Consider the following 24,966-nt stretch of genomic DNA (forward strand, 5'->3'; position numbering starts at 1 on the left):
AGTTTTAAGAGTAAAATTGGGAAAACAAGGGTTTTTGAGAATGTTTAATAAACCAAACCAGACTGTAAAGTTGGCTAACCATATAACCAGGGTTTAGTTGTTCGGGTATTGTATGGAAAGCAAACATTAGTAAGAGCTTTGGAAGAGGCTTTATAATTACTTTACAAATATTTAAACTTAAGTTTATTTATAACAAATCCATGAACAAACTTATTCAAATCAGCTTATTCAACCTGGCAATTTGCTTTCTATTTGTATTTCCAGCCATTGGGCAAAATACTTTTACAGAGAAAGCGGCAAACTACAAAATCAACCTGAACGGAGAAAAAGACGGAGGACTTTCCTTTGGGTTCCTAAATGGCGACCAACATCTTGACCTTATAGTCAATACTTTTCAGGATGATGTTAATCACAGAACCAGGGTTTATTTTTACAATCCATCCACTAAATCATTTGATGATGTCACAGCAGCTAAATGTAAGGGCTGTATTGCTCCTGGATTACCTGGAAGTTCCGTACTGGAAAGATCTATGGTAATCGCTGACTTTAACAATGACGGGGCTAATGATTTTGTGAGAAACTCGGCTGAAAGGCTGGAAGTTTACCTTAATAATGGAAGTGCTAATGGATTTACTTTCGGAAAGGGAAGTAACCAGGAACCAAACTTTGTGCTTTTCACCACCGATCTTACCGACCCTACAGATACCTTATTTAGAATTCCTGGAGGTATGAATACTGAAGGAATCGGTGTGTTGGATTTTGATAATGACGGTGATTTGGATCTTTTTATTGAAAACCACAATTGGGGAATGGAAATCTACAGAAATAAGGGATTTGCAAGTGGTGAATTTGAATACGTTTCCCCACAATCTATTGGACTTCCAGTTGGTGCGCTAAATGCTGGTGATGGTGATTACGCCTCAGTAACTGACTTCAATGATGATGGGTATGTAGATATTATCGCCAGAAAAAACGAATATATTGAATATGACTTTGCGGTAAATAACCCCGAAAATCCGGGTAATTTTATTAATGCTCTGGATATTCAGGATGCAGACAATGACAATAAGGGTTCGGTTTCATTATACGATTTTGATAATGACGGAGACTTTGATTTAATCTGGACCGCAGCCGATTCTACTATCATTTACCAAAGAGAAAAATTTGGGTTTACTCCCCTGCCACAAAGTATTACCGGAATTTCTCCAACCATTGGGAATCAGATTGATGGACTTGCCTGTGGCGATATCGATAATGATGGTGATATTGATATTTTCCTCGCTGATGATCAGGGAGAAAGTTTCTTATTCATAAATCAAATTAATGACCCTGTTTTAGGATCAAATTCAGGTCAACCCATGCAATTTGTACAAGACAACAGGGGTATTAACCTGAATGGAGATGGAGAGGGTTGTGTTTTCGTTGACTTTGACCAGGATGGTGATTTGGACTTGTATGTAAACATGAATGGAAAAGCCAACCAATATTGGGAAAATGATTTAAATAATGCCACCTGGGCAAACGGTACAAGTGGCAATACTATATCAAAATCAGACGATTACCTTTTTGTAAAAATTCTAGAAGACAGAGATGAGAATGCTAATCATCTTGGCACTCAAAGACTAGCCCTAGGAGCAACAGTTAAACTAAAAGATTGCTGTGGCAAAGTTATTAGTGGAGTAAGAGAAGTAAATGGAGGAAACGGCCATGGTACTCAGGATCCATCCATTGTCCATTTTGGTTTACCAGACGGTCCACTTACAGATTATATTGTAGAAGTCAGGTATCCTGCTTATTTAAAAAATGGAAAATACGAAAGAGATACTGTAGAGTTCAAAGTAATTCCTTCTGAATTGCCCAATCATTTGCTGGTAGTAAGAGCGATTGATGAAACTGATGAAACTTTGTTCTGTAACAAACCTCCTGTTGCTGTCAATGATACTTTAACCGGATTTATTAATACTGATATCATCGGGAATGTATTGGACAATGATTCTGACCCTAATAATGATCCCATTGTGGTGGATACCATTCCGGTAATTGCACCCGAACATGGTACACTTGAGTTAAACTCAGATGGAAGTTTTGCTTATACCCCAGACTCCACTTTTACTGGTGAAGATCAGTTTACTTATAAAATATCAGATCCTTGTGGGGTAAGTGATGAGGCTATAGTTTTTCTAACTATTCTACCTTGTAAAGTTATTGATTGTACTGCTCCTATTGCTAATGAAGATGTGTATGTATTACCGGGGTGTACCGAAAGTTTCCAGGGCTCAGTTTTCGCTAATGATACCACATTCGACTGCTCAGGCAAAAGATCCTTTGAATTGTTGACAGTACCTGACAGCACTTTTGGTAAATTTGATTTCACGACTTTCGCTTCAAATGGATTATTTACATTCGAGCCTGATAGTAATTATTTTGGAACATTTGAATTTTCCTATAAACTCTGTACAAAATCTGCACAATGTGGAGATTTGTGTGATAGCACTACAGTTAAAATCACGGTGGAGGAATGTATTACCTGCCTACCTCCTGCTTTAGGAACAGATTTCTTCTCATTCCATAGCTGCCCTGATACTTTCAAGGTAAACTTTGCGGTGAATGACACGCTTCCTGCAAATTGTGACCAGCTGGTTTATAATCTTGTACAGGATGGAAAATTTGGAAAATCAACTTTAAACCAGGATGGAATTTTAGAATATGTGCTGGATAATCCCGGCTATGTAGGTATGGATACATTGGTTTATGCAGGAGTCTGTATTGATTGTGAATCGGAGCCTACTGCTATTGACACCACCACCATAGTTTTTGAATTTACTGAATGTGAGGATTGCGAAAATGATAAGCCTCAGTTGGCAGATCATCAGTTGGAGTATGACAATTGTAGTCCTGTAATTACCGGAAACCTTGCTGAAAATGCAGTAATTTCCCCGAATTGTGATTCACTAATTTTCTCTGCCGACAACCTGATAAAGCCTGTAAATGGAAAAGTGGTGATTAAGGAAGATGGCAAATTTACCTACACTTTAAACGACCCTAACTTTGTAGGGGTAGATACTTTTTCTTACATAGGCGTTTGTGCAGGATGCGAGGCAACCCCATTAGCCTTTGATACTGCAAGAGTGTATTTAAATATTACCACATGCCCTGATACGGTTTGCAAAGCTCCATCACTGGAGGACGATTATTTCGTTTACATTGCCTGTGATACCACATTCGATGGGATTGCAGCAACCAATGATGTAATGCCTAATAACTGTGACAGCCTGATTTTCGAATTAGTTGGTGACAAAACCACATTAAATGGTTCAATTAATTTCAGAACAGATGGAAGTTTTACCTATACCTTAAATGATACCTCCTATACCGGAGTGGAAACCTTCCAGTATAGAGCAGTTTGTTTCAGCTGTGAGGGAACTACTTCCGCATATGATACGGCCACTATAAGTATTGAAATACAAAAATGTCCTGATATGCCGCAATGTTATCCTCCTGAATTAATGGATGATGAATTAAGCTATCAAAACTGTACTTCAACCTTCCTTGGAGATGTAAGTATCAATGATATTTTCCCTGATTCCTGCAATATGCCTATTTTCCAATTGGTAGAGGGAATGGCCGCCAACCATGGTGATTTCCAACTCCAGGAGGATGGCAAGTTTGTATATACGCTTTACGATTCCACATTTGTGGGAACAGATAGTATTCAGTATGTAGGGGTTTGTATGGGATGTGAAGCCTTCTCTGCGTCATTTGATACTGCATGGGTAAAATTCACCATTACAGAATGTGTGGTTCCTCCATGTCCTAAACCTGAACTTGGAGATGACAGCTTTAAATATGACTGTGAGAATGGATTGACTGGTAATGCATTAGAAAATGATATTTTACCTCCAACCTGTAAGGATCCTAAGTTCTTTTTAATTGAAAATAGCAGACCACTTTATGGGGAAATTACCTTTAATGAAAATGGTACATTTAAGTACCTGTTGACCGATCTTAGTTTTAAAGGAATAGATTCTTTACAGTACTATGTAGTTTGTGAAGGATGTACAGAAACAGGTACAGTATATGACACGGCCTCCATATATATTGATATTTGTTGTGATAAACCAGTAGCTGAAAATGATGCTTATGATTCTGAAGGATGTGAATCTATTGAATTCTCCGAAAGCGTTGCAGCCAATGATTCACTGACAGAATTCTACAGATATGCAGTACTGGACAATGGAGAAACTAAACTGGGGGGAACCGTTGATATGGACAAAGAAGGATTCTTTACCTATACCCCACCTGTGGGTCAGGGAGGTACGGATGAATTCATGTACACCGTTTGTAGCGATGACTGTAATATTTGTGATACAGCCACCGTCACCATTACCAGGGCTCCGATTAAGGTTTATGAATTAGTAACCCCGGACGATTCTGGCCAAAACGACATTTGGTACATTGATAATATTTCCTGCTACCCTAATAATGTGGTTAAAATATTTAACAGATGGGGTAACCTGGTTTTTGAGAAAAATGGCTATAAAAATGATGTGGTCAATTCTTGGTATGGTCAGGTTAATAAAAATACCGGAATTAGTGTGAAGGATAAAGTTCCGGATGGTACCTATTTCTACATCATCGATCTAGGGGATGGAAGTGATACAATCAGTGGGTATGTGGAAATAAGAGGAACAACAACAGATTAAATAAACTTCATTCACAAAACTGGTTTTCAGATTGAAAATCAGTTTTGTGAACCAAAAATAGCTGGTAAAAACCAGCATGGATCATGGACTTATTAGTCCAAAATCCTTTACCAACAAAATGGTACTTCACCCAAAAGAGGATTTAGTACCTAACAAAAAACAGAAGACTGGAAAATCCAATAATAAGCCAGCCTTTTGTTTACTGAAACTATTATAACTTACAAAAAGAAGATAAAATGAACTATCAAATCATTCAAAAGATCTTTGTGATTGTTATGGTATTGTTTAGTGCTACCAGCTATGGCCAACAAGACCCAATTTACACACAATATATGTTTAATGGAATGGCCATAAATCCTGCATATGCAGGCAGTCATGAATCCATTAGTTTATCTGCCTTATCCAGAATCCAGTGGACTAATACCGGAAGTGGAAAGCCATTTACCTCTACATTTTCTGGTCATGCTCCAATTCAACACAACCTTGCTGTTGGGCTTTCTTTTGTGAATGATCATATTGGGGTGACTGACCGAAATATGTTGATGGGAGCCCTCGCTTATAAAATCCCGGTTGGTTTGGGTAAACTATCATTTGGTTTGCAAGCCGGATTATCCACCTACAAAGCTGGAACTTTGTTGGCAAAAGATCCTAATGATCCTTTAAATCAGCAAATCGATCCTACAGCACGACCAGAATTTGGAGCAGGAGTTTATTATTACACTGACAAATTCTTCCTTGGATTGTCTGCTCCTAATTTAATGGACCAACAATTTGGAGAAAGTGATGCAGAATCTTATATTAAATTACAAAAACATTATTTTGCATATAGTGGCTATGTATTTACTTTTTCTGAAACTTTAAAATTCAGGCCAAATGTTTTGGTAAAATATGTGGAGGGAGCCCCAATCCAAATGGATTTGAATGCCAGCTTTTTGTTTAATGAAACCCTGTGGCTGGGAGCATCCTACAGATCATTAGATGCGGTAAGTATTATAGCCGAAATACAATTGAAAAATCCAATGATTCGAATTGGCTATGCTTATGATTTTGCCACCACTGACTTAATGAAAGAACAGTATGGAACACATGAAATCGTGTTAAATTATAGGTTTGGAATCAATAAGAATGTAATTTTAACTCCACGTTACTTCTAATAACCATGACTAAGAATTTTACTTTTTTAACTTTTGTACTGCTGGTTTTCATTTTCCCAAAATTACAGGCTCAGGAAAAAACTAAATTTCTGAAATTAGCAGATCAAAATTATGAAGTAGATTCTTTTAAACTTGCCGCAAAATATTATAAGAAACATTTAAAGAAAGTAAAAAATGATTCCCTGGTTTTAGAAAAACTGGGGAATTCTTATTATCAGAGTTTTGCTCAATACTTAGGAAACAGGGATTTTTCCAATGCCCAGCTTTATTTCAAAAAGTATGTAAAAACCCTTAAGCAACATAATGCACTGACTTACGAAAAAGTTAAGCAGGATTATTACAACCTCACCAATGGGTTTTTATCTGTAAAAAACTACCCCAAATCACTACGGATTTACGAAAAGGAAATGATGCCTTTGGTAAAAGAAAGTGGAAATAAAGAAGATACAATTACCCTGCTGAGGGAAATGGGATTATATTTTGTTGATCTTGGGAATTATTCAAAAGCAAAAAAATATTTAAACAGGATTTACCCTGACCGCGATAGCATTTATAAAAGCGCAAACACCCTACTTTGCCAGGGAAGTGGAAAGGAGGAAAATAGTTCCAGTTTCATCAATATGGACAAACTGGATGCAGCAAGAATGTACAGGTTTTTGTATAAGTATGAAAAAGATTCCACACAAGACCAACTTTTCAACTTGCTGATTGCCAGGTCTTATTGGGAAAGCGGAGCATTATTTAAAGGAGCCTCCCTTTTTTGGTATGATAAAATCATTTCCGATAAAGATGTTGAGAACATTCAAAAGAAAACCCAGATTTTTGTAGAGCAGGATTATTGCCAGTCGTGGAGGGCCAATCCAAATGCTACTTTTTCTTTAGAAGAGGAAAAGAAAAATCTGGACATTATTCGGTATGCTGAGTTAAACCTGAACCAAACAGGAAAATACCTGGAGGCAAAAGCACTCCTGAAAAAAGTTATTTGGGATGATCAGCTTGATCCCAATGCCCCGGAAATTGATCTTTTTGACAATGTAATTGTGGTGAACCCGGTTGGAACCGAATCCATTAATTTAAGTGGATCAGAATTTGGCCCGACAATTTACAAAAACGATACACTTTTATTTGCCTCTGATAGAAATACGGCTAACCCGGTTACTTATAACCTGGCCGATGAGGACAGAAGACCATACGATATTCTTATGTACTCATTGATGGATAAGGATAAAAAAGGAATCCTATCCATAGCCCCTCAAACAGAAAAAAATGACCTGGATACAGCTTCATTATCCAACTCCACTGATGGAATAGAAACCCTGCCAAAATTTTTTCAAACAGAACGAAATGTTTCTTATAATGAGGGAGCTATTGCCTTTTTTCCCAACAACTGGAATAAAGCCATATTTACAGGAAACTATTACGCAGATAAAAAACATTTAAACAAAAGAGACAAACTTAGTAAAGCCAAACTCAATCCTTTAAAACTATTTATTGCGGAAAGGCCTGATGATACCACTTCATGGGAAATTGTCAATCAGGTAGCATTTTCGGGAGAAATGGCTTATTTACTTAATGATGAGAAAGTTAATGTGGGTCACCCTACTCTGGTTCAGGCAAATGGAAAAACCCTGATGTATTTCTCCTCGGATGTCAACCACAATAATTCAGATATCTACTTTTCACATTTTGATGAAGAATCAGGAAAGTTTGGTGACATTAAACACCTGCCGGCTGTGGTAAACACCATAGGAAATGAGGTTTTTCCTTTTGTACATAAAGATAACAACGAAAACCTGACCCTGTACTTTTCCTCCAACCGACAGGGAGGAATGGGCGGTTTGGATATTTATGAAATACAATTGGATGACAACGGAATGCCAATTGGCGAACTGAAAAACCTCAAAAACCCGGACAGTCAAATCAATTCTCTTAATTCTGTTGGGGATGACTTCGCCTTAGTAATGAATGAAATGGGGAGTGGTGGTTATTTCTCTTCAGACAGAAAAAATGATCAGGATGATATTTATAAATTCAGAATCTACAAAATGGAAATTGTAGTAATGGACAAGGATAAAGATCAGCCAATTAGTAAAGCTAACTTAAGCTTTTCCGGAACCAATGTTCCTTTCCACAACACGGATTCTACTGATCAGGAGGGTTTTCTGAATGTAAAGCAATTTCCTTTAAATGATTACATCGATTTTCATGCCACTGCCTTTGGCTACAGGCCCGGTAGATTAGGGGTTTATACTGCAGAAGATTCAATTCCTCTAAATGGCATAATCCGGGATACAATCTGGCTGGAAAAAGTACCGGCCAAGGTTATTGTTCTGGCCAATATTGAAAGCGAACAACAAGTATTTATTGAATTGACCAAATCATTTGATGGTACTACCCAAAATGGCTTAAAGGTGCATCTGGAACCCCATGTCCTTTATGAACTCATTGATGAAAACGGCAGTAACAGACTGATCAATACCGAAAGTGAAACACCCTACTCTACCGCTATTCCTATTGGCAGTTTTTTCGAAATAAAGGATTTCGACCAGGAGCAAAAAATCAAGGCCTTCAATGACAGTCTTAACCACCATGGGATTATTATTGAGAAACAAACCATTATCAAAAATATTCGGTATATCACTGGGAGAAATACATTTATTAGTAAAGATGGAAAAGTAGACCCGCAAGTGGAATTACAAAAAGTAACTGACTTAATGGAGGATTATGCACACCTCACGGTAAAAATCAGTTCTCACACCGATAAATGTCCTTATTCCAATTTCACTGAAGATAAAAATAACAACTACCGGTTATCAGAAAGGAGAAACCAGGCCGCCAAGGATTTTCTTTTAAAACAGGAAATTAAAAATGAAAGAATTATTACCTGTGCTTTTGGTCAAGAGTTTCCTGTTCACAATATCTATCCTACGGAGCCAGAAGGTTTTAAACTAAGGCCCAGAGACAGGAAGGTGAATCAAAAAAGAGGGACGCCCTGCAAAAACATGTACAACAGAAGAACAGAATTTAAATTTATTTATCCAAATCGTGCTAACTTTGGGGAAGATTGTGATTGTGACAAAAGTATTATTTACAGTATTGATGGTTCCAGAATTGAACCAGACTTTATTCCCGAAAAAGAAGGACCAGAAAAATTAGGCAAACTTTAAAGACTGGCTCACAGAGAAAATATTTTCTCCTCCAGCCTGACTAACAAAACTCAAAAATAATAGGAATGAATAAACTCCAATTCTTAATTTTATTAATCAGCATAAACTTCGGATTTTCTCACTTTACCATTGCACAGGATTCAAACGGAGCAATTGCTTTGGCAGATAGTGCTTTAAAAATGGGAGAATTTAAAGTAGCACTTAAAAATTACGAAAAAGCTTATAGTAAGAATAAGAAGGACGAAAATACGGCAAATAAACTGGCTGAAGGTTATCTGGCTTATTCCCATGAATTATCGAAGCAGGAAAATTATGAACCTGCTCTAATTTATTATCAAAAGTTTTTAAAAACCAGAAAGAAATTCAATCCCGTTCCAGCTGGAGAATATATTGAAGGCTATATTTCTTTTGCCGATGGTTACCTCTATCGCAACAGAGACTACCAAAAAGCAGCCAGGCTGTATAAAAAAATCCTTAAAATGGAGAAAAAAGCAGGCTTGACTGCTCACACCCATTTGGTGACACAAAAACTGGCAGAATGTTTTGTAGAGCTTAACAATTTCTCCACTGCAAAAAAATATTATGCCCGGATTTACGGAAAGCATAGAAATCTGAATGAAGTCGCTGATAGTATGTATTGTCAGGCCAAAGACTACGAATCAGCCGCAAGATTATACAGAACCCTCCGGGATAATCTAAAGATAAAGGACCCTTACGATATTCAAATAGCGCGATCCTACTGGGGAAACAGGGATATGGCAAAAGCCCTGGAATGGTATAGTAAATTCCTGAGTGAAAAGGATATTCGAAAACTGGATTCAGTCATTACCATTAATGCCAATTTTGATGGATGCGAACAAAACCTGGAATCCAAATATGGCATGTACCTCACTGATAATAATAAAGTGGAAGATATTGATGTTTTTCGGTATGCCCAGGTATTATTGAACCTAAGTGGAAAGTATTATGGAGCAAGGAGCCTGCTTGACAAATTTACCATAGTGGTGGAGGAAGATCCTAATGCACCTAAGAGCGCCTTTTTACAGAACAAGACCTTTTTATTAAACAAACTGAATACACAATCCATCAACTCTGATGATTCTGAATTCGGACCTGTTATCTATAAGGATAACCACCTGATCTTTGTTTCCGACAGAAATAATGACGGGACAAAAACTAAAACACTGAATGGAGAGGAAAGGTCAACCCTGGATTTATATGTTTCTGAACTCAACAGAAAGGATTTATTAGGATTTCACCTGCCTGAAAATAATGAAAATATCCTCTCGAACCTGAAAGATACCATTAAAACCCTCCCATCCAGATTTATTAATGTTAGCAGGGATCTAAATTATAATGAAGGAAGTATGGCCTTTTTCCCCGGTTCCTGGAATAAACTGGTTTTTACCGGGAATACTTTCAGTAATCAACAAAACTTTAAAGAGACAAAAGGTTTTGAGAAAGTAAAAATCAATACGCTTAAACTTTTTGTGGCAGAACGGGAAAGCGACACGGTGGCCTGGAACATCAATCAAATAAAATTTACCGGTCCAGAGGCCCATATTTTTAACGATGAGAAGTACTCTATTGGTCATCCTACCCTATCTCATAACGGTACCAGACTTTATTTTTCTTCAGATGCACCAATTCCTTCCAGCTTTGGTAATTCAGATATATACTATAGTGATTACAATCCTGAAAGTAAAGAATGGGAGGCACCGGTAAATTTGGGAAAAAACATTAATACCAGTGGCAATGAAGTATTTCCATTTTACCACTTGGATAAAGACAGTGTAGCCACTTTATATTATTCCAGTAATGTGCCAGGAGGGTTTGGAGGTTTGGATATCTACAAATCGGTTATCAGCAATAATAATGTATTTGCAGAACCTGTAAATATGGGAGATGAAACAGACTCCATAAATTCCATCAACTCTCCAAGGGATGATTTTGCATTAATCCTCAATGAAAATGGTTCATGCGGATATTTTTCATCAGACAGAGGTGATTCCACAAAAATTGATGATGACATCTATAAATTCAGGATAATGAAAATTGAAGTTTACGTGTTTGATGAAGACAGTAAACTACCTATTCCAACAGCCAAAGTTAGCCTGTTCCAAGATGGAGCTATGCCCATTGGAGTGCCTTTGAAAGTAGATCAGGAGGGAAAAGCTTCCTACGACAAATTTGCCCTCAACCAAAAATTTAATGCATTTGCCGGTGCTCCGGGTTACAGACCCGGGAGAAAAGGCTTCTCTTCTGATCTTGATTCAATTCCCGAAAATGGAGTAATCAGAATTGATATTTACCTGGATAGAAGCCCGAATGTGGAATTAATTATTCTGGCTAATGTAAAAGGAGAACAACAGGTATTTTTCAATTTCGATAAAGATGTAAATGAATTAAACGAGCAAAATATTCTGCAACAGGATAAACTATATGAATTGTTCTTCACTAATGGAATCAACTATTTAGGGAACACCGAACTTAGCGGTTCAAATGTTCAGATTTTTGATCAATCTGATCCTTTTGAAATTAAAAACCTGGAAGACTCTGTGGTGCAGGCCAACTTAAAAAGCCTGTTGGAATTCAATGGGATAATTGTAAAGAATATCACTTTAATCCGAAATATTCGATACAATTTCGCTACAAACGAGTTCAATAAAAAAGATGGAGCGAAAGTGATTCCAGAAAAGGAATTTACCAAAGTAGCAGAAGTATTATACAAATACCCACACCTGGACCTGAAGTTAAGTTCTCATACTGACAGGTGTCCTTTGGATGGCAATTATGACAATAAAGCGCTTTCGGGCAGAAGAAACCAGGCAGCTGTAACCTATATTTTGGATACACTCGCTAATTTCCAAATTGCTGAAAACAGAATAAAGCAATGTGCCTACACCTATGAATATCCGGTGGATGAGCACTATGGGCCTGATGGTTGCCGAAATGACTATAACAGAAGAACAGAATTTAAATTGGTTTATAAAGGAAGGGAAGGATATGTGCTGGATTGTATTTGTGATCCTTCTATGCTGGAATATTCCGGAAAGCCAACTCAAAAAAGAAAAAGATTACCCAAAAATTTAGGAGGAAACTAACGTCACTCCATTTGCCAGAAAAAAGGTCTGTTGAATTAACAGGCCTTTTTTTTAGCAATTAAATGAAGATTGATCGGACATTTGGTCTTTAACCATTAATTTCGCCCCTTTGTGAAAAATATCTTTATGATACCGGCCTGACTTTGCATCAAGCAAACCGGGCTTTATCACCAATAACAACAAACGAGCAAATGAGCCCAGCACTGGTATTTAGCGTCATTTTTGGCTATTTTATTCTTTTAATTTGTATTTCGTATTTTACCTCACGAAAAGCTGATACAGACACTTTTTTTACGGGAAATAGACAATCGCCCTGGTATTTAGTAGCCTTCGGAATGATAGGAGCTTCACTTTCCGGAGTTACTTTCATCTCAGTACCAGGAGAAGTTGGTAATTCAGACTGGACTTATTTCCAAATTGTGCTTGGCTATTTATTAGGCTATCTGGTAATTGGGACGGTACTTATGCCTTTGTATTACAGGCTGAATCTGGTATCCATTTATACCTACCTACAGGACAGGTTTGGAATTTGGTCTTACAAAACTGGTTCATTTTTCTTTTTACTTTCCCAAACAATAGGTGCCTCTTTCCGGCTTTTTCTGGTTGCCGGAGTATTGCAAATCGCTTTTTTCGATAGCTTCGGTGTTCCTTTTGAAGTTTCTGTTTTAATTACCATTATTCTGATTTGGTTGTACACCTTTAAAGGCGGTATAAAAACAATTGTCTGGACAGATTCTCTCCAGACCTTTTTTATGTTGCTTTCAGTTTGCATCAGTATTTACATCATCGCCCAACAACTTGACCTGTCCTTCAACCAGGTGATGGATAAGGTTGGAAATTCTGATTACTCCAAAATCTTCATTTGGGACTGGAAACCGGGCAATAACTTCTTCAAACAATTTTTTTCAGGTGCATTTATCGCTATTGTGATGACCGGCCTGGACCAGAACATGATGCAAAAAAACCTCACTTGCAAGAATATTGGGGAAGCCCAGAAAAATATGCTTTGGTTTAGCATCACACTGGTTTTTGTAAATTTGCTATTCCTTAGTCTGGGAGTTTTGCTTTACGTTTTTGCCGAAGATCAGGGAATTGTTTTGGCCATCAATGAAGAAACAGGAAAACTCCTTAGCACAGACAAACTTTTCCCTAACCTGGCCATCAATCATTTCAATCTTCTGGCAGGAGTAATATTTTTATTGGGCATTACAGCTGCGGCTTATTCCAGTGCCGACTCCTCCCTTACCTCACTGACTACTGCCTTTTGTGTGGATTTTCTAAATTTTGATAAACTGCCAGAAGAAAAAAGGAAACAAACAAGAATGATTGTTCACATAGGGTTTTCGGTAATTCTGTTTTTAGCGATTTTTATTTTTAATAAAATCAACGATGACAGTGTAATTAACTCAGTTTTCCGGGCAGCTGGCTACACCTATGGACCCTTACTAGGCTTATTTTCTTTTGGACTATTTACAAAATATAAAGTAAAGGATAAATTTGTGCTTCCACTTTGCCTGGCTACTCCCATTATCTCTTATATCCTGAATGCCAACTCTGAAGTATGGTTTGGCGGGTACATATTTGGTTTTGAAATTCTGATTGTCAATGGAGCATTAACATTTATTGGCCTGTTCTTATTGAGGAAAAAATGATAATAATGAATTTCAATTGCTAAAGTGCTTTTTTTTTATTTGAAACAACATTTATAGTTAATGAATTTTAATAAAGGATTTAAAATCTAACCTGAAGTCACTGGATGCGTAAATGATAACAAGATTTTATTTGTAACATTTTTTCATTAAGTTGTAGAAATGACTTGCTTTTAGTTACATCTATAACCCTTTCAAAATCAGCATCTACCTAATAACAATAATAATTTTTAACAACTTGGGTTAAAGAACCCAAAACCTATTTAATACCAAAAACTTCCAATTTATGAATTACTTAAAAAACGCTAACGAAAAATTAAGCTTAAACCTAATCAACAGAATACCTGACGGGGATGATACCCCAACAGGGGGAGGGGGAGATGTTGAATTACCACCTAATGGTGACGATTAAAAACCTAAAAATTATAATTCCGGCAGCCTTAGGGCTGCTTTTTTTTGCTTTTACTTTTTTTCTGGAAAAGAAATCCGACTATAATGGCCATCCCTAAAATCCCTATCGAAAAATAAATATTTTTGAAATTATTCCCATATTTTAAATCTTGTTTTCCCACAAAAACCAAAGGTGCCCAGTAAGCCGGATGAGCAGTCCTTTCATCTGCCTTTTCCAAATATCTTAATTTGGCATTCCTAAGAGATTCATTTACAAGTTTTTGTTCATTTATATTTTTATAAAATTCATCAACAATTTCAAGGGCAAATTTATCATGTACCTGCCACAAACTCATGATGATAGAAGGACAGCCCGCATAAGCAAAACCTCTCCCCATACTTAATACTCCCTCTCCCTTTTGAACTTTCCCTACCCCTGATTCACAGGCACTTAAAAAGGTTAAACTGGCATTTAGATTCAAATTATACAGTTCATAATCATATAAAACCCCATCTTCTTCTCCATCCAGACTATCCCTAAAAACCAAATAAGCCTCTCCATTATTACCTCTTTCAGCAAAGCCATGAATAGCCAGATGAATGATATCAAACTCCTTTGCCTTTTGCTTAAAATTCTTTTCTGTGGCATTTTCCCCCATAAAATAGTTGCCTTCAAACATTTTGGATATAGCCATGATCTCCATTGGGGCTCCTAAAAGCATTCCCAGATTTCTCCTGTATGCAGCAGGCTCTGTGTTTCCTGTTAGTTCTTTGGGGTCAGTAAAACTAAAGGCCAAAACTTCTGGAGCACCACCAGGTTTAGTTGTGCTTTTCAATAAAAAATCACTTGAATAGACATAACTTGTGGTATATTCATTGATAAGATATTTGAGGTTTTTATAATCCAAAATCCTGGATTGAGGTTTTTTGGAAATAAGGGACTCAAATGGAATATAGGCCAAAACTCCATCAGGAATGATGATCAATTTATCAATCTTATCTTTTCCAAAGGCAGGAGCCACAAGCGATTCATACAAGGCACTCGAATTTGAAGTAAAAGTTTCATAGGTCTTTTGGGCATTGGTGCCATTTAAGCCATTTGCAAGCGAGGACAAATAAACTAAAACATTAAATTCAACTTTACTGTCAATTTTAAATATTTCCACTCCTGAGGCAGAGATACCCATCCCATAGTTATAATCTCTTCCCCAAAAGTATTCAATGATTAAAGCATTATTTTGAACTGCAAACATTTGCAATTCTTCAATGGATACCTTTCTATCCTGATATTTAACCTGATAATAATGAGGGTAATGCTTTTGAAATTGAGATAGCAAACTCTCTTTTGCTTTGTCCAATTGGAACAAAGAATCATAAATTGCAGCCTTTTTTGATTTCTCAGTTATTTTTTTAAGCAAATCATGGTAATACGAAATTTCATATTCTAAATTTTTTTCCTTTTCTGTCAAGTCAGTGGGTAAACCTAATTGATTTATACTTTCCGCCTTGGCAAAAGCTTTTGACAACAGTTTGGCTTTGCTTTTTGCCATCATTTCCACAAATTCTTTCTTGTATTTGTGTTCTTTTGGATATAACTTTTGCAACTCCCACAATCCAGCTAAACCATATTCATAGACTTGTTTATTTTCCTCATTTAAAGCCAACTGATCATCTTCTCGCTGAAGATTCCCACTGAGCTCAGTCAACATTTGATCAGCAATTTTAACAAGCCTGTAGGAATTGTGTAGGTAATCAAGACTATTGTGTGGGTCTTCCTTATAAATCCAAAAAGAAGTTCTTAATAAATTTCTTAAAACAGTCAAACTTAGTACGCTAATATCTAAGTCTTCAATATATAAGTTTTCATTTTCCTGTTTTTCTTTATCCTTAATAAAAAAACTTAATGCATAATTGGTATAATGGAAAGCACTGTCCAGCACATCCCAATTATAAAAATAATCTCCAAGTAAAAAATAAGAAGAACTTCCAAAGTTATTTTCATTAGAGAAATAATCCTCCCTCAACCTTATGGTCTTCTTAATATAAAATAGACTAGAATCTTTTTTTAGCACTCTTTCTATTGGGTCATTCTTATCGCTTCCATAAAGAAAAGTATTTCCCAAGTTTTGATATATATTTCCCAATTCTTTTTTTACATAAAGCTCTTTTTTGTTGATCTTTTCCAATATGTATCGGGCTTTATGAAAATATTTCAATCCAATTTTGTGCTTTTTACTCTTTTTAAATAATTGCCCTAATCCATTAAAATATGTTGCTAACAAAAAGTCATTTTTAATGTCTTGGACTTGATGGGTAGTTATAGCTTTCTCAAAAAACAACTTTGAGTTATCAAAATCATTTAAATTACTATAACACTGGGCGATAAGATGATAACAATATTTTTTGTACGCTTCATTATTATATTCTCCCGATTCTAAAAGGTTTAATGCTTTCTGAGCATAAATCAAGGCTTTGTGATTATCATGTTTTCCTTTTGTAGAATTACTTAAATTAAAAAAAAGTCTGAATTTCAAACTTGCTTTGGGTTCCAGGCCTTTGGTTTCTAAAATATCCAATGCGGTTTTGTGATTTTGCTCTGCCTTATAAAAATTACCCAACACAAATTGATAGACATTTCCTATTTCTATATAGGTTCTTGCCGTGGCTGAATTCCATTTGCCATAGGCATCTAGTCTTATTGCTAAACATTTCTGTAATTCTTCCAGGGCAAGATCACCCTCTTTCATATAGCGATAGCAACTTCCCTTAAAAAAAATTAAAGCAGATAAAAGTCCAGAATGATTAGGCAATTTTTCCTTACAAATGCTTTCCCCCTCTTCAAAAATTTCAATCGCCTCTTCAAATTTCCTGTCTTCAAAATAGCAAATACCTATTTCAAATATAGCATTGATTTCTCCTTCCCAGTTTTTTTCTTTTCTGAACAGTTTTTCTGCCTTTCTATATGCCTTAATGCTACCTTCATAATCTTTGATTTTATTCAAAGAATCTCCCATTGCGAGATAAGGATGAGCAAATTCATAAGGTTGGGTGATGGTTCTTTCCTCTGCTGATTTATCGGATTCCTCAAAGTCAAAGGTGATGCTTCCTACACTTGCCTTGGATAAGGGAGAATAAATAAGCAAAAAAAATGCAGCAACTAATTTTAATGGTATACTCAAGGTGGTTGATTTTGGTCAATGAATTATAGCAACTAATCGCGTTAGTTTTTTTGGCTAGCTATTAATTTTCTCTGATAGTAACAATTTGCGGTGATCCTATGATATAGTTAAAGTAATGCTCAGCAGGGTCTGCCTTTTCGCGTCCCTTTGTTTAATGTTGAACTTTATCCTTTTTCAGGGGTTCTCCCAAGAGAAGACTCTGAAAAGAAATTGAGCATTTTTATTTACATTCACCACAACTCGTAATAATCATGATTTTTTGAACTTAAATGGGTAATTAAGGTTAAAAATAGGAGATTTTTTTCATTTTAAAGCTCAACTCAATGGTTGATTTTCCCTTTTCCCCCAAAACCCAGATAAATTCTAAATGCAAAGTTATTTATGAACGAAAATGATTTTAATATCACACATTCAATACCTTTATCAAAAAAAAGGAGATTGGTAACCTCGGACATTCATGGATGCTTTCATACCTTCAAGGCTTTAATTTCAAAAATTGGACTTACACCTGAAGATCAGTTGTTTCTTTTAGGGGACTATGTAGACCGCGGGCCGGGAAGTTCCAGAGTTATTGATTACATCCTAAAATTAATGGAGGATGGATATCAGGTATTTCCATTAAGGGGAAATCATGAAGAAATTTATATTGATTTTGAGGGAAAAAATGCGCCTAAATTTTTAGGTCAATATGCCGAAGAAAACTATGCCACTGACCTGCTCAATTCTATGGGAAGGGTAAAATCCAGGTACCTAAAGTTCATGAAGAGTCTGCCTTATTTTTTTGAATTAGAAAATTGCTTTCTCGTTCATGCAGGGTTTGACTTTTCTTCTGCATCTCCTTTTGAAAATATCTATCAGATGGTATGGATTCGAAATTATTTTTACGATGAAAATTTAGCCAAAGGAAAACAAATAATTTATGGCCATACCCCAACTGCTTTCTCTGAAATTGAAGAGGCCATACAAAATAAAAAGCCATTAATTCCACTCGACAATGGCTGTGTTTTTGGAAGTGACTTCAGGTCAACAGTTTATCCCGATTATGGAAAATTATTATGCCTTAACCTGGATACTTTCGAATTAATTTCCCAATATAAAATTGATTGAAAAAAGCAAGAAAAAGTTATCCACAAATGTTGGTAACTATGTGAATAACTTTTGAGAAATCTTTAATATTTGTACAATTCAAATATTTCACAGGACTTTTTTGCTAAAAACCACAAAAATATTAACAAGTATTAGTTTTAACCTCTGGTAAAAACCCACTCATTTCCATTACTCATCAAGTCATTATAACTATAACCTTCTTCCTGGAATAATTTTAAATTTTCGGGATTGGTAAGTTTGTTTTTAATCGCATATGCAGACATAAATCCTCTTGCTTTTTTGGCAAAAAAGCTCAGCACTTTATAATCTCCATTTTTAAAATCTTTAAAGACTGGAGTAATTACTGTGGCTTTAAGCTTTTTGAGGTTTACCGATTTAAAATATTCGTTTGAAGCCAGATTAATCACCACTGGTTCCTCTTCATTTTCCAGAAAGAAATTTAAAGTATCTGTAATTTTATCCCCCCAAAACTGATATAGGTTTTTCTTCCTTCTTACAGGCAATTGAGTACCCATTTCCAACCTGTAAGGCCTGATCAAATCCAGCGGTTTTAGTAAGCCATGCAAGCCAGACAATATGCGGAGATGTTTTTGGGCAAAATCAAAATCTTCCTGTACAAATGTTTCCGCCTGAAGCCCCAGGTAAACATCTCCTTTAAAGGCTAAAACTGCCTGCTTGGCAGCGGGAACTTTAAATTCAGGAGACCAGTTTTGGTAGCGGTCGTAATTCAACTCAGCCAACTGTGGACTGATGTTCATTAATTCCCCTATTTTTTTTCGGGAAAAAGTTCTGAGTTTTTTAATTAATATTTCCGATTCTTCCTGAAACACAGGTTGAGAACTGGTATCAGTCAAATTATTTGCGGTAAAATCCAGCGTTTTTGCAGGTGATATTAAAATTAACATTTACGAATAAATTAAGTCGCTCTACCAATTTGTTACAAGCAATTTTGGCTTATTTTAAATCAGTTGAGGTGAATGGGTATTTTTAAATTTAATTACACAATTATTAAAGTTTTATATGCCTAATTTTGCATATAAATCATTTATAGCTGTCAAAGGTTAAGTAGAGAGTCCTGTAAATTAATTGTCACATAAAATTGAATGATTTACAATGGTTTTTCCTACTTCAAACAGTTGGAGTTTGCTATAAAACTTTTTCAGTCGCTCAAAATAAAGCATCAGCAGGCATAATTCTATTTAATTTTGGAAAATTGTAAATCTGAAAGCAATTTTGAGGAAAATTTTTAGAACAAAGCATTTTTTAAGACACATTTTTATTTTTATTCTTTGTTGATATTTAGTCAAAGCACTGGAATGAATTGTTAAGAGGGCCTGGCAAATAAAAACATTTGACAAAAATATTTTTTTATGAATAAAGTAACAGCTGCAATTACCGGGGTTCACGGCTGGGTTCCTCCCTATATTCTGGATAACAAGGAATTGGAAACCATGGTTGACACAACCGATGAATGGATTTCCACTAGGACTGGAATTAAGGAGAGAAGAATTCTGAAAGGAGAAGGACAGGGTACTTCTGTAATGGCTGCAGAGGCAGTGAAAGGTTTACTGGAAAAGACGGGAGTTAAACCTGACGAAATTGATGGGGTTATTGTGGCTACTTCTACGCCCGATATGCTATTTCCATCCACCGCAAATCTGGTTTGCGATAAAATTGGAATTAAAAATGCATACAGTTTTGATATGGCTGCGGCCTGCTCAGGATTTTTATATGCCATTGAAGTAGGAGCCAATTTTATCCGGTCTGGCGGAAGTAAAAAAGTGATCGTAATTGGGGCCGATAAAATGTCCTCCGTAATGGATTATACAGACAGGGCTACCTGTATTTTGTTTGGTGATGGTGCTGGTGCAGTCCTACTTGAGCCCAACACCGAAGGATATGGTTTACAGGATGCCATTCTAAAATCTGACGGAGAAGGAAAGGATTTGCTCAGAGTAAAAGGGCATGGCTCCATTGAACCCGTAACACCTGAAAAATTAATGAAAAAAGATCATTTTTTCTATCAGGAAGGAAAAGCCGTTTTCAGATTTGCTGTAACCAGAATGGCTGATGCTGCTGCCGAGATAATGGAAAGAAACAACCTGAAAGGTGATGATATTGCGTATCTGGTTCCACATCAGGCCAACAAAAGAATTATAGAGGCAACCGCCAATAGAATGGGAATTGGGATGGACAAAGTGACCATGAATATCGAGCGATATGGCAATACCACTGGAGCAACCATTCCTTTGTGTTTGTGGGAATGGGAAAAAGACTTTAAAAAAGGAGACAATCTGGTGATGGCTGCCTTTGGAGGTGGTTTCACCTGGGGAGCTACCTATTTAACATGGGCTTATTGAGGCAATTGAAACAGCTCTTTTTACAAAAAATATTTAAAAAAATCCCGAAAGTAAAGCTTCGGGATTTTTTGTTTTCCGACTTTTTTCCAAAATTGCCTGACTAACTAATTAATTAACACACACCACCAATATACCAATAATCACATGCCTGAAATCAATCAATATAATGCCATCCGGTTTGACAGAAAAAAATATTCCGGGGAATCGCATTCCGGTGAATCGCATTCTGATGAATCATTAAAAATGATCTATAAAGCCCTGATCAAGCCCCGCCTTATAGAAGAAAAAATGCTGATCCTGCTCAGACAGGGGAAAATCACCAAATGGTTTTCCGGAATAGGACAAGAAGCCATTGCCGTGGGTGTTGGACTGGCATTAGACCCTGAGGAGTATATCCTGCCTATGCACCGTAACCTGGGAGTATTCACTTCCAGAAATATTCCCTTAACCAGCCTTTTCGCTCAGTTTCAGGGGAAAAAATCAGGGTTTACCAAAGGTCGTGACCGTTCGTTTCACTTTGGTTCAAATGCACATCATATTGTAGGAATGATCAGCCACCTGGGTCCCCAACTTTCGGTAGCCAATGGGATCGCACTGGCCAACAAATTGGAGAATAATCAAAAAGTAACAATTGCCTTTTCGGGAGATGGAGCCACTTCCCAGGGGGAATTTCATGAAGCTCTTAATGTGGCAGCGGTGTGGGATTTACCGGTAATCTTTCTGGTAGAAAATAATGGTTATGGACTTTCCACACCAAATAATGAGCAATTCCGGTGCGCTAGTATTTCGGATAAAGCCATTGGTTATGGCATGGAAGCCCTTCAGGTAGATGGCAATAATCTTCTGGAGATGATTTATACCATACAGAGAGCGAAGGAAAAAGCCATTTCAGGTTCCAAACCAATTTTGGTAGAGGCTTTAACTTTCCGGATGAGAGGTCATGAAGAAGCTTCAGGGACTAAATATGTTCCGGAGGAATTGATGGAAGAATGGCAGGCCAAAGATCCTGTGCAGAATTATGAGACTTTTCTTTTAGAAAATAAGATCATCTCCGATGGGGAAATTTCAGAAATAAAATCAGGCATTAAAAAAGAAATAGAAGAAGGCCTTTCCCTTGCATTCGAAGAACCTTTAGCTGAAGCCAGTGAAGAAAGTGAACTGGCCGACCTTTTTGCACCGTCCCCACAAACCATTGAAAAGCCTTTACCAGCTGCAAAGAAAAATATCAGATTGGTAGATGCTATATCCAAGGGACTTTATCAGGCAATGGAAAAATTCCCAAACCTGGTATTGATGGGTCAGGATATTGCTGAATATGGCGGAGTATTCAAAATTACAGAAGGATTTTTAGAAAAGTTTGGTAAAGACAGGGTTCGGAATACACCACTTTGCGAATCAGCCATTTTGGGGGCAGCTTTAGGGCTCTCTATAAAAGGTTATAAAACCATGGTAGAAATGCAATTTGCAGATTTCGTTACCTGTGGATTCAATCAGATCATTAACAACCTTGCAAAATCACATTACCGCTGGGGGCAAAATGCCGATGTGGTGGTGAGAATGCCCACAGGAGCCGGAGTAAAAGCAGGCCCTTTCCATTCCCAATCCAATGAAGCCTGGTTTACACACACTCCGGGTTTAAAAGTGGTTTATCCCTCAACACCAACCGATGCCAAAGGACTTTTGGCTAGTGCTTTTGAAGACCCAAACCCTGTATTATATTTTGAACACAAAGCATTGTACCGCTCTATTTCGGAAGAAGTTTCTGATGATTTTTATACAATACCAATTGGAAAAGCCCATGTAGTAACTCAGGGAACTGATTTATCTATAATTACCTATGGAATGGGAGTACACTGGGCGAGAGCTATTGCAGAAGAATTCCCAGAGATTTCCATGGAAATTATTGATTTAAGGTCCTTAATACCTTGGGATAAGGAAGCAGTTAAGGCTTCTGTGATGAAAACCAATAAGGTTCTGGTTTGCAATGAAGATTGCCTCACCGGAAGTTTCTCTGGGGAAATTGCCGCCTGGATAGCAGAAAACTGTTTTGAATTTCTTGACGCTCCGGTAATGCGGGAAGGAAGCCTGGACACTCCCGTGCCTTTTGCAGCCAAACTAGAGGATCAATTTTTGCCCAAAGATAGATTGAGGGAAAAGATTAGGAAATTGATGGAGTATTAAAATATTTAACTTACTGATAATCAAAATAAAAAAAATCAAACGCAATATGGTTTAAGTTTTAAAACTTAAATCTATTAATAATTTACAGTTTGTAACTGGAAATTACTGAAGTTACAAATCAAAAACAGCATAAAATTATAAGCCATTTCAAAAAAATCACATATTCAATTATCTTTTTCTTTTAAAAAAATAATAATTAAAAATAAGTAACGCTCCCAAAAGTATTATTAACCAATCTAACCCATGTTTTTTTTCTGAAAATAAAGAATGAACTCCCATTAAAATCCAACCAAAACCTATAAATGCCATTAAGCCAGTCCATCTACTGATCTTATTTTTGGGTTTAAATCTCATATCAAATTATTATATCTCGTTAAAAATATACCTTACCAAAAACTCACCGAAGTCACAGACTTCTTCTAAATCTTTCCAATCTAATTAACAAGTTCCAGGTTGCAAACCTGAACCAGCGAGAATATTTAAGGTAGTAGGTGATTTCTAAAATCTAGTTTCTAACCTCTTAACATCTAGCTTCTAAAACCCAACTTCCAATCCCTATCTTTTTCCTTAACTTTGCATTTTTAAAAACTGTAATTCCAAAAGCAGAAATTCCGAATCATACATTTATGGCCACAGAAGAAAAGACTTTCTCAGATTTTAAGCTTAACAAACAATTACTCAATGCCATTGCTGACATGGGATTTACCAAACCCTCTCCTATTCAGGAAAAGGCTATTCCCAGAATTTTGGCTGGTCAGGATTTATTTGGAATAGCCCAGACAGGAACAGGGAAAACTGCAGCTTTTGTTTTGCCTATCCTGATGAAAATAAAATATGCGCAGGGGAATGATCCTAGGGCCCTGATTTTAGCCCCAACAAGAGAACTTGTTATTCAAATTGATCGGGAAATAAAAGAACTGGCGAAATATACAGACCTTAGGCATGTTTGTGTGTATGGAGGAATTGGACCCAAAACCCAGATTGAAGAAATCCAGAAGGGAGTTGATATTTTGGTGGGAACACCAGGCAGGGTCATGGACATTTACCTCAAAGGAGAACTCGTTTTCAAACAATTGAAGGTAATGGTTTTGGATGAAGCCGACCGGATGATGGACATGGGATTTATGCCTCAAATTAGAAAATTTTTGGAAGTCATTCCCAGAAAAAGACAGAACCTCCTTTTTTCCGCCACACTCCCCGATAAAGTAGTTACCCTGTCAGAAGAGTTTTTGGAATTTCCCGAAAGAATTGAAGTCACGCCACAAGCCACTCCGGCAAAATTAGTGGAACAAAAGCTCTATTATATCCCGAATTTCCTCACCAAAATTAACCTTCTTGGGGAGTTGCTAGCAGATGAAGAAACATTTTCCCGGGTAATCATATTTACCAAATCGAAGGAGCACGCAAATAATATATTCAAATTTCTTTCGAGAAAAGGCAAAGGAGAAACAAGAGTTTTACATGCCAATAAAGGTCAGAATTCCAGAATAAATGCCATTGATAGTTTTAAGGATGGGGAAGTGAGAACTTTGGTAGCTACTGATGTGGCCTCAAGGGGAATCGATGTCAGCAGTGTCTCACATGTAATTAATTTTGATGTGCCTGTAATTTATGAAGATTATGTCCACAGAATAGGAAGAACCGGAAGAGCCAATAATACGGGGACTGCCCTGACTTTCTGTAATCCTGCTGAAAAATACCATATTGGAAAAATCCAAAAAATCATCAGAATGCAGATTCCCGTAGAGGATTTGCCGGCAAACCTGGAAATTCTGCCTACGACCAAGGAAGAAAGACAAAAAATTAATAAGGAGATTGATCACCAGAAAAGACGGGAAAACCCGGGCTTTAAAGGAGCTTTTCATGAAAAAAAGGAAAGGAAAAAAGACAGTCCCTATCTTAAAGCCTTAAACAAGAAAAAGAAAAGCGGAAACCGTAAAAATAAAAGGAGACGATAAAAAGGACTCACTTT

At 36.7% G+C, this 24,966-nt stretch carries 12 protein-coding genes; 10 read left to right on the top strand and 2 right to left on the bottom strand.

The annotated features are described in order from the left end of the window. Positions 1 to 200 precede the first annotated feature (200 nt). The 6 genes from A3EM_RS0123825 (at position 201) to A3EM_RS48375 (ending at position 14,189) form a co-directional block, all read left to right on the top strand. Complete coding sequence (locus A3EM_RS0123825) at positions 201 to 4,703, top strand: Ig-like domain-containing protein (RefSeq protein WP_020530769.1); 4,503 nt, start codon at positions 201 to 203, stop codon at positions 4,701 to 4,703. A gap of 236 nt (positions 4,704 to 4,939) precedes the next feature. Next, on the top strand, positions 4,940 to 5,857 hold the full coding sequence (locus A3EM_RS0123835) for a PorP/SprF family type IX secretion system membrane protein (protein ID WP_020530771.1): 918 nt from the start codon (positions 4,940 to 4,942) through the stop codon (positions 5,855 to 5,857). Positions 5,858 to 5,862: 5 nt separating this feature from the next. Next, positions 5,863 to 9,024: an OmpA family protein gene (locus A3EM_RS0123840; RefSeq protein WP_020530772.1), complete on the top strand. Its 3,162-nt coding sequence runs from the start codon at positions 5,863 to 5,865 to the stop codon at positions 9,022 to 9,024. A gap of 65 nt (positions 9,025 to 9,089) precedes the next feature. Beyond that, entirely contained in the window at positions 9,090 to 12,128 is a 3,039-nt protein-coding gene (locus tag A3EM_RS0123845) for a PD40 domain-containing protein (protein WP_020530773.1), read from the top strand. Positions 12,129 to 12,319: 191 nt separating this feature from the next. Then, positions 12,320 to 13,780 carry a sodium:solute symporter gene (locus tag A3EM_RS0123850; protein ID WP_020530774.1) on the top strand — a complete coding sequence of 487 codons (1,461 nt, stop codon included), beginning with the start codon at positions 12,320 to 12,322 and terminating at the stop codon, positions 13,778 to 13,780. Positions 13,781 to 14,063: 283 nt separating this feature from the next. Further along, positions 14,064 to 14,189 (top strand): hypothetical protein, encoded by a 126-nt coding sequence (locus tag A3EM_RS48375; protein WP_020530775.1) that lies wholly within the window; start codon positions 14,064 to 14,066, stop codon positions 14,187 to 14,189. Positions 14,190 to 14,217: 28 nt separating this feature from the next. Here the strand turns inward: A3EM_RS48375 and A3EM_RS0123860 are convergent, their stop codons facing one another. Continuing rightward, positions 14,218 to 17,346, bottom strand: coding sequence for a CHAT domain-containing protein (locus A3EM_RS0123860; RefSeq protein WP_157638051.1), 3,129 nt, complete (start codon positions 17,344 to 17,346; stop codon positions 14,218 to 14,220). A 381-nt stretch (positions 17,347 to 17,727) separates the two neighbouring features. Here A3EM_RS0123860 and A3EM_RS0123865 point away from each other — a divergent pair, with 381 nt between their 5' ends. Next, entirely contained in the window at positions 17,728 to 18,453 is a 726-nt protein-coding gene (locus tag A3EM_RS0123865) for a metallophosphoesterase family protein (RefSeq protein WP_020530777.1), read from the top strand. 137 nt (positions 18,454 to 18,590) lie between these two features. On the opposite strand, the gene yaaA is transcribed toward A3EM_RS0123865, so the two are convergent. Continuing rightward, positions 18,591 to 19,358, bottom strand: a complete 768-nt coding sequence (gene yaaA / locus A3EM_RS0123870) for a peroxide stress protein YaaA (protein WP_020530778.1) — start codon at positions 19,356 to 19,358, stop codon at positions 18,591 to 18,593. 465 nt (positions 19,359 to 19,823) lie between these two features. Here yaaA and A3EM_RS0123875 point away from each other — a divergent pair, with 465 nt between their 5' ends. The 3 genes from A3EM_RS0123875 to A3EM_RS43500 all read left to right on the top strand — a co-directional run bounded on the left by A3EM_RS0123875 (position 19,824) and on the right by A3EM_RS43500 (position 24,952). Beyond that, positions 19,824 to 20,813 carry a beta-ketoacyl-ACP synthase III gene (locus tag A3EM_RS0123875; RefSeq protein WP_020530779.1) on the top strand — a complete coding sequence of 330 codons (990 nt, stop codon included), beginning with the start codon at positions 19,824 to 19,826 and terminating at the stop codon, positions 20,811 to 20,813. 144 nt (positions 20,814 to 20,957) lie between these two features. Beyond that, positions 20,958 to 22,994 carry an alpha-ketoacid dehydrogenase subunit alpha/beta gene (locus tag A3EM_RS0123880; protein WP_020530780.1) on the top strand — a complete coding sequence of 679 codons (2,037 nt, stop codon included), beginning with the start codon at positions 20,958 to 20,960 and terminating at the stop codon, positions 22,992 to 22,994. Positions 22,995 to 23,620: 626 nt separating this feature from the next. Further along, on the top strand, positions 23,621 to 24,952 hold the full coding sequence (locus tag A3EM_RS43500; protein ID WP_020530782.1) for a DEAD/DEAH box helicase: 1,332 nt from the start codon (positions 23,621 to 23,623) through the stop codon (positions 24,950 to 24,952). Positions 24,953 to 24,966 lie beyond the last annotated feature (14 nt).

The sequence above is a fragment of the Flexithrix dorotheae DSM 6795 genome (genome assembly GCF_000379765.1).
GTDB classification, from domain to species: domain Bacteria; phylum Bacteroidota; class Bacteroidia; order Cytophagales; family Flammeovirgaceae; genus Flexithrix; species Flexithrix dorotheae.

Excerpts from the sequence above, each read along its gene's own strand:
- A3EM_RS43500 (WP_020530782.1), top strand. The coding sequence starts at position 23,621 with ATGGCCACAGAAGAAAAGACTTTCTCAGATTTTAAGCTTAACAAACAA.
- A3EM_RS0123825 (WP_020530769.1), top strand. The coding sequence starts at position 201 with ATGAACAAACTTATTCAAATCAGCTTATTCAACCTGGCAATTTGCTTT.
- yaaA (WP_020530778.1), bottom strand. The coding sequence starts at position 19,358 with ATGTTAATTTTAATATCACCTGCAAAAACGCTGGATTTTACCGCAAAT.
- A3EM_RS0123835 (WP_020530771.1), top strand. The coding sequence starts at position 4,940 with ATGAACTATCAAATCATTCAAAAGATCTTTGTGATTGTTATGGTATTG.
- A3EM_RS0123845 (WP_020530773.1), top strand. The coding sequence starts at position 9,090 with ATGAATAAACTCCAATTCTTAATTTTATTAATCAGCATAAACTTCGGA.
- A3EM_RS0123840 (WP_020530772.1), top strand. The coding sequence starts at position 5,863 with ATGACTAAGAATTTTACTTTTTTAACTTTTGTACTGCTGGTTTTCATT.
- A3EM_RS0123875 (WP_020530779.1), top strand. The coding sequence starts at position 19,824 with ATGAATAAAGTAACAGCTGCAATTACCGGGGTTCACGGCTGGGTTCCT.
- A3EM_RS48375 (WP_020530775.1), top strand. The coding sequence starts at position 14,064 with ATGAATTACTTAAAAAACGCTAACGAAAAATTAAGCTTAAACCTAATC.
- A3EM_RS0123865 (WP_020530777.1), top strand. The coding sequence starts at position 17,728 with ATGAACGAAAATGATTTTAATATCACACATTCAATACCTTTATCAAAA.
- A3EM_RS0123850 (WP_020530774.1), top strand. The coding sequence starts at position 12,320 with ATGAGCCCAGCACTGGTATTTAGCGTCATTTTTGGCTATTTTATTCTT.
- A3EM_RS0123880 (WP_020530780.1), top strand. The coding sequence starts at position 20,958 with ATGCCTGAAATCAATCAATATAATGCCATCCGGTTTGACAGAAAAAAA.